Consider the following 12215-nt stretch of genomic DNA (forward strand, 5'->3'; position numbering starts at 1 on the left):
CAACCTGACGAGATAGTAGGATGTGCTCACGTGTTTGTGGCATAGGACCGTCAGTAGCCGCAACTACTAGGATCGCGCCGTCCATCTGTGCAGCACCTGTGATCATGTTTTTAACGTAGTCAGCGTGCCCTGGACAGTCAACGTGTGCATAGTGACGTGTCGGAGTGTCGTACTCTACGTGTGAAGTTGCGATTGTGATACCACGCTCACGCTCTTCTGGAGCGTTATCGATTTGTGCGAAATCACGTGCTACACCACCGTATACTTTTGCTAGTACGTTAGTGATCGCTGCAGTTAGAGTTGTTTTACCGTGGTCAACGTGGCCGATTGTACCTACGTTTACGTGCGGTTTCGAACGTTCAAACTTTTCTTTTGCCATGACGGAACCTATAAGTTTTTGTGTATCTAGATTACATATCAAACGATCGACGCAAGCGCCGGTCAATTCAATTCTTCAATTATTGAATATTTTTTAGACAAATCAAAGGGAGTAATTCAGGAAAAGTCAGGGACTGGTGCTGATAGGCAGATTTGAACTGCCGACCTCACCCTTACCAAGGGTGCGCTCTACCAACTGAGCTATATCAGCACACCAGAAAAACTGGAGCGGGCAGCGGGAATCGAACCCGCATCATCAGCTTGGAAGGCTGAGGTAATAGCCATTATACGATGCCCGCTTTTAGGAACCTGTTCTTAACTACCTCTAACCGTCAAGAATAAAAGTGGTGGAGGGAGCTGGATTCGAACCAGCGAAGGCAATGCCGTCAGATTTACAGTCTGATCCCTTTGGCCGCTCGGGAACCCCTCCACGCTAAAATTCTTTCTAAAGCCTTTCCAAGTTGAGGAAAATGGTGCCGACTATCCGAGTCGAACGGATGACCTACTGATTACAAGTCAGTTGCTCTACCAACTGAGCTAAGTCGGCACTGCTTTAGTACGGGGCGAGATTCTAAGGCATGGTTTTGAGTGATGCAACTATAAAATCAAAAAAAGTTACGGTTTCGTGCTTAAACGTTCAATATTCGCGCAGAACTGCGGGTTTTTAAACAGTTTGCGCACCAATTCGCCACTTAAGTAAGCCTTCAAAAACAAAATGCGGCCGATACACACTTGCCTTCAAGTGGTTATGTAACGCTAAACCATCACCGCCAGTTATATATAACTGCGCCTGGTCGCCATGACAATAATGTGAAAGAACATACTCCACCGCTCCCAAAGCACTGAGCAAGGCACCATTTTTTACTGCGCTGGGTGTCGAGCGCCCAGGACTGATATGGCGACGTAAGCCATCAACACTGAACACCTTCTGTGCGCGACTAACAATACTGTGCTCGGTAAGATCGAGGCCAGGCAAGATATAGCCACCTAAATGTTGGTGTTCACTGTTTACCACATCAATTGTCAGCGCTGTGCCCGCATCCACAATCACGGTCTCGCCTTGCGGGTTTTCACTGTAGCCAGCGATCACCGCCAACCAGCGGTCAATTCCCAAAGTATTGGGGTTTTCATAAGCGCACTGCAACTGCTGCCAATGGCCACTCACGCGAGCATAGTGCACTTGCTTACCTTGCGCTGCCGCCAATGCCAGCACCTGAGTGAGGGCACTGGATTCAGCAACAGCCGATACCAACACCTCCTCCACATGTGACCAAGGCACTTCTTGCAGCCCCACAGCACTGAGCTCACTTTGCTCTGTGGCCAACATTAGCTTTACTGCCGAATTACCAGCATCTACTAGTAGTTTCATGTCGTCGCTCGCAAACTGATTTCGCCACCAAAATAGCGCTTACTCTGGCCATCAACACGGATCACCACCGCGCCCTGTTCATCAATGCCCTCACATATTCCGCGCCAATGGTTGTTGCCAGAGTTCAACTCCACACATTGACCGGCAAACGCATGCACATCATTCCATTGCTGATACATATGCGTTAACCCCTGGCGCTGATACTGGTATAAGCGTTTTTGTAAGAAGCAAGTCAACGCCGCCACTAATTGGTTTTTGTCTAATTCGGTCGTAAATTCGTTAAGGTCACACCAAGGTTGGTCGATATGCTGAGCCGCGTTGTCGGGCATACTGACATTCAAGCCGATGCCAATCACCAAGTGACAGGGCCCCTCGGCGGTGCCGTCAAGCTCCACCAATACCCCGGCTAATTTTCGCCCAGCGACCAACACATCATTCGGCCACTTTAACTGTACTTCTAAGCCATAAAGCGCTTTTAAGCAGTCATAAATGGCCAAGCCGACGGCAATAGACAGCCCCATTGCAGCGTGCATGCCATCGTCTAAGCGCCAGTAGTAACTGTAATACAAATTCGCCGCAAAGGGCGATTGCCACACTCTACCGCGACGCCCTTTGCCTTGGCGCTGCATTTCCGCCACTAACACCGTATCAGGCTCAAGGCTATTCGCCTGGATACGGCGCATAAGCTCACTGTTGGTGGAATCAATAATCGGTTGTACTTCGAAGCGCCCCGCCTGCCCTTGTAATTGCTCATACACCTCGGTAATTGCTGGTTGAGATAGTAAGCTTAATGGTCGGCTAATACGGTAACCCTTACCATTGACCTTATAAATGTCGATGCCCATTTCTTGCAGCGAGTGAATATGTTTGGCAACCGCTGCGCGGCTAATGCCCAGTTCGTCCCCCAGCACTTGACCAGACAAAAAGCGTCCTTGATTGAGACGCTCCAATATAGCCAGTTTATTGCCATCAGGTGCTTTCATTGCCAGCCTCCACATGGATTTCACCTTGCGCGCCCAGCAATCGCACTTCATGCTCCAAAGCAATACCAAATTGCGCCAAGATAGTGCGCTGAATATGCTTAATCATTGCCATAAGTTGCTCTGCGGTGCCCGTGCCACGATTCACCAAAACCAAAGCTTGCTTATCGTGTACAGCAATATCACCAATGCAATAACCCTTTAACCCTGCTTGTTCAATTAGCCAGCCCGCCGCTACTTTTTGGTACTCGTTGTCCACATCGTAACAGGGCATATGGGGGTCGCGTTGTCGAAGACTAGCCACTTGTTGGCGCGGCAAAATTGGGTTTTTAAAAAAGCTGCCTGAATTAGCTAGTTGATATGGGTCAGGGAGTTTACTTTGGCGTACAGCGACCACCTGCTCAAAAATTTGTTGCGCTGTGGGTTGATGCAGCTCTTGCAGTGGCCCATAACTGGTGTTTGCCTGCCACGCTTTCGATAACCGCAAACCCACCCGAGTAATAATAAAACGCTCTTTTAAGGCATGCTTAAATATCGAATCGCGATAGCCAAACTCACACTCCTCAGCACGCAAAGTGTGAAAGCAACCCTTAGTAATATCGTAACCTTGCACGTAATCTACAAATTGTGCCAATTCAACACCATAGGCTCCAATATTCTGCACAGGTGCTGCGCCCACGGTCCCGGGGATCAGTGCTAAGTTTTCTAACCCTGGCATTGCCAAGGCTAAACTTTGCTGCACCAGCTGATGCCAATTTTCACCTGCTTCACAATGCAGCAGCCACGCGTCGCTATGCTCTTCTATTACCAAGCCTTTGTTGGCAATTAACACCACGCTCCCCTGATACGGGGCCGTAAAAATAGTATTGCTGCCCTCACCCAGCACGCAAAACGGCTGCGTAAAATCAATATCATGCAGCTGCTCAGGATCTTCGACAATCAACAGTTGTTGGCACTGAGCCGCAAGGGCAAAAGTATGAAGGCTTTGTAATGCAGGCAAAAGGCACTCTCTTGTCATTAATTTATTACTTAAGGCACAGCTAGTGTAACCCAAGGAGCTCGTCTGACATAGCTGTCAGTGCTGGTTGAGATCTGGTATAACGAGTTCTTCTTATTTCGCTCGTTCTGAGGATACTATGAAATTAAAACCACTCGCTTTGGCATTGGCCATGGCAGGCTTAAGCCAGCATGCGTTAGCTGCCCAAGATGAACACACCTATGCCAACTTGGATGAAGTTGTCTCAACTCACCTTTTTTTAGACTTAGATGTTGATTTCGCCGACAAACAACTTGAAGGCTTTGTGGAACATAGCCTAGAGTGGAAAGATAAAAGTGCGCGCACCTTGGTGCTTGATACTCGCGATTTGGAAATTGATCGCGTTATTTATGAAGACAACCAAGGCAAATGGCATAAAGCTGACTTTACCTTAGCCCCGCGCAACGATGTTAAAGGCGCCAAACTGACCATTCGCTTCGCCCAGCAGGCTCCTAAAGTACGAATTTACTACAACAGCTTGCCACAAGCTTCTGGCTTGCAGTGGCTTACGCCAGAGCAAACTGCCAGCAAAACCCAGCCGTTCATGTATAGCCAATCGCAAGCTATCCATGCCCGTAGCTGGATCCCAGTTCAAGATACACCAGCGATGCGCGTAACCTATAGCGCCCGCATTGAAACACCAGAAAACGTGCGTGCGGTAATGAGTGCCGACAACACCGGGGCTTTCATTAAAGACGGCGATTACTTCTTTGATATGCCGCAGGCCATTCCTCCTTACCTGATCGCCATTGGTGCCGGTAACTTGGAATACAAGGAAATGTCGCATCAAACCGCTATTTTTGCTGAGCCTCAAATTCTTGATGCGTCAGTTGCCGAGTTTAATGACACTCAGGCGATGATTGATAAAACCGAAGGTATGTACGGTGAATACGCATGGGGCCGCTACGACTTACTCATGCTGCCGCCAAGCTTTCCGTTTGGCGGTATGGAAAACCCGCGCCTATCCTTTATCACCCCAACCGTTGTCGCCGGTGATAAGAGTTTAGTGAACCTTATCGCTCATGAGCTGGCCCACTCTTGGTCTGGTAACTTGGTAACGAACGCGACTTGGGAAGATTTATGGCTTAACGAAGGTTTCACCTCGTATGTGGAAAACCGCATCATGGAAGAGGTATTTGGCCGCGAGCGCGCAGTGATGGAGCAAGCCCTGGATAGCGCCGGGTTACGCGCTCAACTAAAAACCATTGACGCTCCCGATACGCGCCTAAACTTAAAGCTAAACGGCCGTGACCCAGACGATGCCTTTAGCTCAGTGCCATACACCAAAGGTCAATTGTTCCTTATCTACTTGGAGCAGCAATTTGGTCGTGACACCTTCGATACCTTTGTGAAGCAATACTTCAGCGATCACGCTTTCCAATCTGTGACTACCGACGAGTTTGTGGCCTACCTAGACAAGCATTTATTAAAGGCCCACCCTGGAGTGGTCAGCTTAGAAAAAGCAAAAGAGTGGATTTACCAGCCAGGGTTACCCGCCGATGCGCCTAACCCCACCTCTGACGTGTTTGATAAAGTAGATGCACAAACTCAAGCTTGGCTAGCAGGCGATAAGCAGCTCAGCGACTTGCCAACGGCTGACTGGACTGTGCACGAGTGGTTGCACTTTTTGAACAATCTGCCGCGTGATTTAAACAATGATAAAATGGCAGAGCTAGACGCGCAGTTCAACCTCACGGCATCGACAAATAAAGAAGTGGCGTTTGCATGGTTTATGTTAGCGGTAGGCAATGGTTATGAAGCGATTTACCCTGCATTAGACCAACACTTGAGCAGCATTGGCCGCCGTAAACTCATTGTGCCCTTATACAAAGCACTTATCGCAAACGGTAAGCGCGACTGGGCGTATGACGTTTATCAGGGCGCACGCCCAGGCTACCACCCCTTAGCACAAGGTACGATCGACGCCTTATTCAAGTAACTGGGCTTTGCCAGTTTAAACGTTGCAAAAAGGGCGAGAAATCTCGCCCTTTTTTGTACTTGTAACAACGATGCTAGTTTTACTATTGTTGGTTTGCTTTTACTTTCTCCAAGAAAGCTTGGCGCTCTTGCGCACTGGCTTGCTGCCACCAAAAGTCCAGCATAGCCGCAGCACTGACGTTGTTATTAACCACGACTTGGGCCGCTTCAAGGCTCTCTTTATCAGGGTTATTGGCGCTGACTACCGTCTTCGCCTGTGGTGCCTCAGCTGGCGCAACAGAAGCCATCGGCGCCGCTAATTTTTGCCCCCGCGCCTGTAAACGCACTGTCGGTGCTTCGGCATAAAGCTCGGCCGCTGCGGCATTACTGGCACGCTCAAAGATCACATCGTAATCCTCGCCCGCTTTTACCTCTAAATTTACCCAAAATGGTTCTGACTCCACCACTTGATGATCATCAAACCCACTTTCATACAAATCGCTGTATTGCAGCTTCAAGCGGTATTGCCCTGGAGCTAGCTCCAATTCATCGACCGTTGAGAAAAATGACTGCTCTATCTCTTTATCATCCACCTGTAACGGAATGATTTCCTCCGGGAAGTACACCATCTCGGCCTGCACCTGAGGAGCCAAAGCCAGTGTTATTAGGCTGGTCATTATCGTTTTCTTCCACATAGTCATTTCCTTGTTAGCAAATGGATTAAGCTTCAGTTTGACACTTCTGCTTTTCTTTGTCATTACTGGCTCATCCATGAAAAGATAAGGACCACATCGTGAGTGAAGAAACCATTTTCAGTAAGATTATTAACCGCGAAATTCCAGCAGAGATCGTGTACGAAGATGAACATGCTTTAGCATTTAAAGATATTAATCCCCAAGCGCCGTTCCATGTGCTTATTATCCCAAAAACCCCGATAGCCACCATTAACGATATTACCGACGAACATGCCGCCACAGTCGGGCATTTGTATGTTGTTGCTGCAAAACTAGCTAAAGAACAAGGCGTTGCAGATGAAGGTTATCGCGTAGTAATGAATTGCAATGATCATGGCGGACAAACTGTTTACCACATTCATTTGCACATGCTGGCCGGCAAAGAAATGGGTTGGCCTCCTTATCAGGATAAGAAAAAAGTATAACTTTCGCTTATCTTTTATAAGGTTAACAAATATGGGCAGAGGTAAAGAACGTGTTATCGTTGGCTCCGCTGCCCTGTACCTCGCATTCTGCCTGTATATACCCAGAAGTTGAAGATTATTAATCTTTTTTCACTAATAATTCTGAGCCACCTAATACAAAAGAAGTGAGCTCCATGATACGATAGTGGCAATAATGTAAAAGAGCCGCTAACCACAATGAGTAAGACTGTCTTTCTATTACTTGAACAAGACCCCATCAACCAAATAGGCGTCAATGTCCTTGAGCCACTTCTGCGTACACAGGGACTCGAAGTCCATAAAGGCACCGACGTTGCTCAGGTTAAGCCTGGCACCACTTACTTATTTATCGAAACATCATCAGACGATGCGTGGAGTCGTTTAAAAGAGCACTTAGTCAATTTAAAAGTGGAATGTGACATTGTGCTGTTCAATCTAGATGAGAATCCAGAGCTCGCTAATCGGGCGCTACTAAGTGGTATTCGTGGCGTGTTTTACACCACAGATAATGCCGATGTGATGATGAAAGGCATTCGCTTACTTCAAGAGAATCAGTTGTGGTATCGCCGTGATGTTATGTGTAACGTGCTGAACCGCATGCTGCAATTTAATAAAGATTCGCTGCACAAACTCACTGAAGGTGATATTGAGCCGGTGAAGCTGACCAAGCGCGAGAAAGCCATCGTCGCGTTAATGAGTAAAGGCGCTAAGAACAAAGAAATTGCCGAAGACTTAAATATCAGCCCGCATACGGTTAAAACTCACTTATACAGTGCGTTTCGTAAGACCAAGTGTCGTAACCGTGTGGAGCTATTATCTTGGGCTCAAACTAACATGCCCAATGAATTACGCTAATCGCTAATATCAAAAAAGCCGGCTATTGCCGGCTTTTTTGTCGGTAAAATTTATTTACCCAATGGCGGCTTTAGCGGAGATAGACACGCATGGAGAGCTTTTGTGAGAACCTGTAAGGTGTTGTCTCAGCGCTGGGCACTAATGGGTGATATTAGAATCTACTGAACTCTTCCATAAATACTTGTTTAGAGCCATGAAAAGGAACTTGCTCAACTCTATGTTGGGTGGCCTCACCATTTCCTTTAAAGTCTATAAAAACGTACTGTATCTTATTCATTTTAATGACTTGTGGTTTGTCACCAACATAAACAACTTGCTCTTTACCTTCACCCTCCACAAAAGACATTGAATGCATGAACATGACTTGCATAGTCGAACGCTTGTATCTGAAGTCGTAATTAGCACTGACATTAATTAACTTAACCTCAACACCTCTAATTTCAGGCATAGCGTTGTGGATATATTCCTTAGCTTTTAATCGAATAGATTCTTGATCGATCGTTGCTAAATTACCCCACTGAATCGTGTCACTCGCAGTGGCAAATACACTCCAAAACAAAACTATAAAGGCAACTAAACTTTTCACTACAACTCCCTGCGGCCCTAACGCCTTACTTATGATTCAAAGACTCGGCTAATTGCTTACTATGCCAATGAATGATGAAAACAAACCCTGATACCGGAGCGACCATAAGTGAAGCTACGAACATCGCAGCCACAATCAACAATATTCGGTGCTTACTTAATTCCTCTGTAAGAAAGTTAACTTTTAAATAAGAGTCGTAGGCGCGTGGAATATACTGCGAAGCAGCCCACATGCATGTCTCTCAAAGAACAAAGTGAGTGACTTAATTTTTTGTTAGGCGAGAGTTATTCATCAAGCCTCTTGCTTGGAAGTATGTCTTTAAATAGTTGATCTACTTCGTTTAGTAGGCCGCTTATTTCAGCGCCGGACTTAGATTTATGCTCTAAGCTATGTAACTTCTGAAAAAGTTCGATAAACTTTTCGAACAACGTTTCATCTACGAAATATTTCGAAGATACGATAATTTCCTGATTACCTAAATACTTGGAAATATAGAAAGTCTCATATTCGCGCTAGAACCTTCTGTATAAGAAATTGATATTCGTTGCTACATCATTTTTTTAGTTAGAAATACATGCTTTTTGGCTTCTTTTATAGCTTGGAATGAGAAGTAAGCTGCAATGGCAGCGGCGCAGCCAGATAATGCCGAAAAAAACGTATCCATAATTTGAAATAAGTCATCCATAAGTTGAGATATCACTGTTGTCGCTTAACGCCTTGCTCACCGGAAAATTGCGAGCGCAGCGAGTAATTTTTTCCGAGTGCAGCAACTTGTTAACTCTCTTCTTCTAAAGTTGAGATAAGCTCTTCTTTGTTCAATTCAATCTCAGTAGCTTTTCCAGATTTGCTCGCAGATGGCTCTTCAGCAATATTTACTTCTATGTAATAGATTATTTTATTCCCAACATTTAGATATGGAAAATTATCAAGAGCATCAAGTCCAAGTCTGATTCTAGTTGTATTGGCTACAAAATTAACTAAGAACCCCTCACTAACATCAAAATCGTTACAGTATCTTGCTACTTGATGAAATCCAGAGGCAAGTTTGGAGAGAACACTAGACCTGTTCGATTCATTCTTAACATACTTTGCATCAACTATTATGTAACGGCCTTCCGAAGATTTTAAAACAAGGTCGACCTCTCCACTAGCAGATGCTGGTTCAACGAAGAATTCAACACCCTGGTCCAATATATACTCTTGAACATCAATCGCTAAGGCAACCTCACCTTTTTTACCTTCTAATCCATTTTCAGCGAATTCACGCAAGCGATTCTTTCGAAACCACTCAGAACGTTGTTTATACTTTAACAGGATTGAATAGATAGAATTTCTTTCATCTAAGTGTTCATCTAAATGCTCATATAGTCCATCTATTGCCACATCTCTTACAACGGACACGGCATCATCAAATTTAATATGAGCATCGTTGTTTAAGTATTCACCGAGACATGATATTACAAATTGCTGTTTCCTAGGCTCTAAGCTTTCCAACTCAGAGATTCCTTGAACTATTAACCAACACACTGATGAGTGTTTTAGGTTGATTTCAGCTGTGTAAAATCCCGGGTTATAAGACCCGTGACAGCCAGGCACTTCATCTAACGTTTGTTTAATTCTCGCTACGTGCTCGCCCTCAATTTTTGACAAATCTGCAACCACATAACGTAATAATGGATGATTTTTGATCCAGTGAACAAGCTGCCTACAAGAATTAACAAACATAGCATCTGGACAAGTTTGTGCCCGTCTGAATCTTGATCTTAAAAGATACCTAGTACGCTGTATCAAAAGCTGATCCATTTATTCAAATCCTTTAAACAAATTGTTGAGAGCTTTAGTAGCTCTTTGAACTCCACCCAAGTGGTCTTGCAAGTGGATATTTGAATGGCATCCTCTGCAAACCAAATATTCGCGTCTTTTTATTTGACCTAGCTGAACCCAATTACCCAGTTTGCATAACGGGCAGTCAATCTCTATTTCTTTTCGATCAAAATTTGGAATCGTAACATTAATGGAAATTTTCAATGTGACCCCTAAAGAGAGTTAACAACATATTAGTAAGACCTTACAAGGTAGCATACCTTGTAAGGGTAAGATGCACCATTACTAGCGCGAAGGCTCTGTATTAGTGTGCCGGGCCAGGCTATTCAAGCGCTGCTCGTCGGTATTGCTCAACCGGCAGGCCACCAATACCCCAGCTGTCGAGTTCGACTTCATCAATCACCACCATAGTAGTCGCTGGGGATTTATTTAATACCTCAACCAGTAACTCGGTGACCCCTTTTATTAAGGCTGATTTTTGCGCTTGGGTGACTCCCTCTTGCGTTACTTTAATATTCACATAGGGCATATCCTTCTCCTTACTTATCAATAACATGAAATACTTTTGCAATAATGCGCCACTGCCCAGCACTGCGTACCAGTGACAATAAATCAACATAGTCCTGAGCACCGATAGAGCAACGCACCCTAGCCTGTGCAGTGTTATCGCCAAGCAGCTCTATTGCATCTATGCTGTCTTGACGCTGCTCACCGCGAGAAGCGGGCGATGTACGCTGAGCGATCACCTCACGATAGGTAGACATATCGCGATACAGCAAAGGTTGCTTATCTGCGCTCACATAAATAGCTTGGGGATGAAAAACGCTATCGAATTTCTGCAAGTCGCAGTGGTACAAGGTATCGAAGTAGCGTTGCAACAACGCAGTAATTTCTGGCAACGGCTTCATGAGGTGACCTGCTCAGACACCAGCCCTTCGGTGTGCATCGCTTTGCGCACACTTGCACGAGCATTAACTCGCTGCCAGTAGGCATTAATGGCAGGCCATGACGTCAGTGGAAAGCCAATAAACTGTGACCAGTTAATAATGACAAAGGCATAGGCATCAGCCACGCTAAAGGTATCGCCTTGCAAATATAAGCTGCCAGCACTTAACTGAGCTTCAATCGGTGCGAGACGTTTGCCAATTTTCGCCTGTGCCGCCTGGCGCTGTGTGGCTGTCAATTCAGCTCCTGAGAAAAAGGGGCTAAAGCTCTTATGCAGCTCAGAGCTTAGGTAAGCAAGCTGCTCACGAAGCTGATAGCGCTGCCATGTGCCAATGCTGGGAGCAAGCGCTAGCTGTGGTTTTAGATCGGCTAAATACTCAAGAATGGCAGGATTTTCGGTCAGTATTCTTTGGTTATCAACGGCCAGCGCAGGCACATAGCCCTTGCTATTAATTTCGCTGTAGTTACCCCCTGTCTCGGTTTGACCTTTATCGGTATCAACACGCTCAAGTTTAAAGTCGACCTCGAGCTCATTGAGGATAATATGCGAGGCCATAGAGCAGGCGCCAGGTTTGTAATAAAGCTTCATTTCACGGTATTCCTGTTGTTGTCCTTGTGGAGCTTTAGATAATATCTAATGGAAATTAGATTACTAGAAGTAACCATGCATTTGGTGCTAGAATTGGGTTACCGCACAGAAACTTAGTCACTCTTATGTCATTGAAAGTTAGGCTGAATAAAAGCCCTAAACCACCCCAACCCTGTATGCTTACAGAATGTATGGCGGTCATTTCCGGTGCCTGGGCGCCCAATGTGATTTGGTGTTTACGCGCTGGACCGCGCCGCTTTAATGAGCTGCGAATTGATATCCCGCCGATTTCGGCAAAGGTACTTTCAACTCGCCTAACTGAGCTATTAGAGCGCGGCGTTATTGTTCGCCATGTACGTGATACCTCTCCGCCCTCGGTGGAGTATGAGCTTACCGAGCTTGGCCAAGAACTTATTCCAGCATTAGACGAAATCGTGAAGGTCGGTCACAAACTTAAAACCATGGGCTATCTACAAAAGCAGTACGACTAGCACCATAACCACGGATGAGTTATGACTTTTCGCATGGTCATCGAGTGAATTTTGCGTATAGTAGTGGC

At 45.7% G+C, this 12215-nt stretch carries 14 protein-coding genes and 4 tRNA genes; 4 read left to right on the forward strand and 14 right to left on the reverse strand.

Going from position 1 to position 12215, the window contains the following annotated elements:
* The 8 genes from MHM89_RS16400 to murB all read right to left on the reverse strand — a co-directional run.
* On the reverse strand, positions 1 to 379 hold a 379-nt coding region (locus MHM89_RS16400), incomplete at its 3' end, for a GTP-binding protein (protein WP_239409258.1).
* Between the two features lie 134 nt (positions 380 to 513).
* Positions 514 to 589: transfer RNA gene (locus MHM89_RS16405), tRNA-Thr, on the reverse strand.
* A gap of 13 nt (positions 590 to 602) precedes the next feature.
* A tRNA-Gly gene (locus MHM89_RS16410) sits at positions 603 to 677 on the reverse strand.
* 46 nt (positions 678 to 723) lie between these two features.
* Positions 724 to 808 (reverse strand) — tRNA-Tyr (locus MHM89_RS16415).
* Positions 809 to 849: 41 nt separating this feature from the next.
* Positions 850 to 925 (reverse strand) — tRNA-Thr (locus tag MHM89_RS16420).
* A 117-nt stretch (positions 926 to 1042) separates the two neighbouring features.
* A complete protein-coding gene (locus MHM89_RS16425; protein ID WP_053911105.1) occupies positions 1043 to 1747 on the reverse strand; it encodes a type III pantothenate kinase in 705 nt (234 codons plus the stop codon).
* Positions 1744 to 2730, reverse strand: a complete 987-nt coding sequence (birA, locus tag MHM89_RS16430; protein ID WP_239409259.1) for a bifunctional biotin--[acetyl-CoA-carboxylase] ligase/biotin operon repressor BirA — start codon at positions 2728 to 2730, stop codon at positions 1744 to 1746. The genes MHM89_RS16425 and birA overlap by 4 nt, the downstream gene beginning before the upstream one ends.
* Entirely contained in the window at positions 2717 to 3745 is a 1029-nt protein-coding gene (gene murB, locus MHM89_RS16435) for a UDP-N-acetylmuramate dehydrogenase (protein ID WP_239409260.1), read from the reverse strand. Before murB ends, birA begins: the two co-directional genes overlap by 14 nt.
* Before the next feature lie 118 nt (positions 3746 to 3863).
* On the opposite strand from murB, the gene MHM89_RS16440 reads away from it, so the two are divergent.
* Positions 3864 to 5702, forward strand: coding sequence for a M1 family metallopeptidase (locus tag MHM89_RS16440; protein WP_239385795.1), 1839 nt, complete (start codon positions 3864 to 3866; stop codon positions 5700 to 5702).
* A gap of 82 nt (positions 5703 to 5784) precedes the next feature.
* Here MHM89_RS16440 and MHM89_RS16445 read toward each other — a convergent pair whose 3' ends face one another.
* Positions 5785 to 6375, reverse strand: coding sequence for a DUF2057 family protein (locus tag MHM89_RS16445; RefSeq protein ID WP_045979364.1), 591 nt, complete (start codon positions 6373 to 6375; stop codon positions 5785 to 5787).
* A 98-nt stretch (positions 6376 to 6473) separates the two neighbouring features.
* Between MHM89_RS16445 and MHM89_RS16450 the strand changes: the two genes are divergently transcribed.
* Together MHM89_RS16450 and MHM89_RS16455 are read left to right on the forward strand one after the other, a co-directional pair.
* Positions 6474 to 6839: a histidine triad nucleotide-binding protein gene (locus MHM89_RS16450; RefSeq protein ID WP_239409261.1), complete on the forward strand. Its 366-nt coding sequence runs from the start codon at positions 6474 to 6476 to the stop codon at positions 6837 to 6839.
* Between the two features lie 216 nt (positions 6840 to 7055).
* Positions 7056 to 7712, forward strand: a complete 657-nt coding sequence (locus MHM89_RS16455) for a response regulator transcription factor (RefSeq protein ID WP_022946419.1) — start codon at positions 7056 to 7058, stop codon at positions 7710 to 7712.
* Positions 7713 to 7863: 151 nt separating this feature from the next.
* Here MHM89_RS16455 and MHM89_RS16460 read toward each other — a convergent pair whose 3' ends face one another.
* The 5 genes from MHM89_RS16460 to MHM89_RS16480 form a co-directional block, all read right to left on the reverse strand.
* A complete protein-coding gene (locus MHM89_RS16460) occupies positions 7864 to 8298 on the reverse strand; it encodes a hypothetical protein (protein ID WP_053911101.1) in 435 nt (144 codons plus the stop codon).
* 774 nt (positions 8299 to 9072) lie between these two features.
* Positions 9073 to 10101: a hypothetical protein gene (locus tag MHM89_RS16465; protein ID WP_239409262.1), complete on the reverse strand. Its 1029-nt coding sequence runs from the start codon at positions 10099 to 10101 to the stop codon at positions 9073 to 9075.
* 343 nt (positions 10102 to 10444) lie between these two features.
* The gene (locus tag MHM89_RS16470; protein WP_022943677.1) at positions 10445 to 10651 is read right to left on the reverse strand and encodes a 4-oxalocrotonate tautomerase family protein; all 207 of its coding nucleotides are present in this window, start codon (positions 10649 to 10651) and stop codon (positions 10445 to 10447) included.
* Between the two features lie 10 nt (positions 10652 to 10661).
* Positions 10662 to 11030 carry a nuclear transport factor 2 family protein gene (locus MHM89_RS16475; protein WP_239409263.1) on the reverse strand — a complete coding sequence of 123 codons (369 nt, stop codon included), beginning with the start codon at positions 11028 to 11030 and terminating at the stop codon, positions 10662 to 10664.
* Positions 11027 to 11656 carry a glutathione binding-like protein gene (locus tag MHM89_RS16480; RefSeq protein WP_239409264.1) on the reverse strand — a complete coding sequence of 210 codons (630 nt, stop codon included), beginning with the start codon at positions 11654 to 11656 and terminating at the stop codon, positions 11027 to 11029. The genes MHM89_RS16475 and MHM89_RS16480 overlap by 4 nt, the downstream gene beginning before the upstream one ends.
* A gap of 191 nt (positions 11657 to 11847) precedes the next feature.
* On the opposite strand from MHM89_RS16480, the gene MHM89_RS16485 reads away from it, so the two are divergent.
* Complete coding sequence (locus MHM89_RS16485; protein ID WP_197275966.1) at positions 11848 to 12147, forward strand: helix-turn-helix domain-containing protein; 300 nt, start codon at positions 11848 to 11850, stop codon at positions 12145 to 12147.
* Positions 12148 to 12215: the final 68 nt, after the last annotated feature.

Origin of the sequence: Pseudoalteromonas sp. CNC9-20 (assembly GCF_022347875.1) — a bacterium.
Lineage (GTDB): Bacteria > Pseudomonadota > Gammaproteobacteria > Enterobacterales > Alteromonadaceae > Pseudoalteromonas > Pseudoalteromonas ruthenica.

Coding starts and splice junctions, on each gene's coding strand:
- MHM89_RS16425 (WP_053911105.1), bottom strand. CDS start 1,747: ATGAAACTACTAGTAGATGCTGGTAATTCGGCAGTAAAGCTAATGTTG.
- birA (WP_239409259.1), bottom strand. CDS start 2,730: ATGAAAGCACCTGATGGCAATAAACTGGCTATATTGGAGCGTCTCAAT.
- murB (WP_239409260.1), bottom strand. CDS start 3,745: ATGACAAGAGAGTGCCTTTTGCCTGCATTACAAAGCCTTCATACTTTT.
- MHM89_RS16440 (WP_239385795.1), top strand. CDS start 3,864: ATGAAATTAAAACCACTCGCTTTGGCATTGGCCATGGCAGGCTTAAGC.
- MHM89_RS16445 (WP_045979364.1), bottom strand. CDS start 6,375: ATGTGGAAGAAAACGATAATGACCAGCCTAATAACACTGGCTTTGGCT.
- MHM89_RS16455 (WP_022946419.1), top strand. CDS start 7,056: ATGAGTAAGACTGTCTTTCTATTACTTGAACAAGACCCCATCAACCAA.
- MHM89_RS16465 (WP_239409262.1), bottom strand. CDS start 10,101: ATGGATCAGCTTTTGATACAGCGTACTAGGTATCTTTTAAGATCAAGA.
- MHM89_RS16470 (WP_022943677.1), bottom strand. CDS start 10,651: ATGCCCTATGTGAATATTAAAGTAACGCAAGAGGGAGTCACCCAAGCG.
- MHM89_RS16475 (WP_239409263.1), bottom strand. CDS start 11,030: ATGAAGCCGTTGCCAGAAATTACTGCGTTGTTGCAACGCTACTTCGAT.
- MHM89_RS16480 (WP_239409264.1), bottom strand. CDS start 11,656: ATGAAGCTTTATTACAAACCTGGCGCCTGCTCTATGGCCTCGCATATT.
- MHM89_RS16485 (WP_197275966.1), top strand. CDS start 11,848: ATGGCGGTCATTTCCGGTGCCTGGGCGCCCAATGTGATTTGGTGTTTA.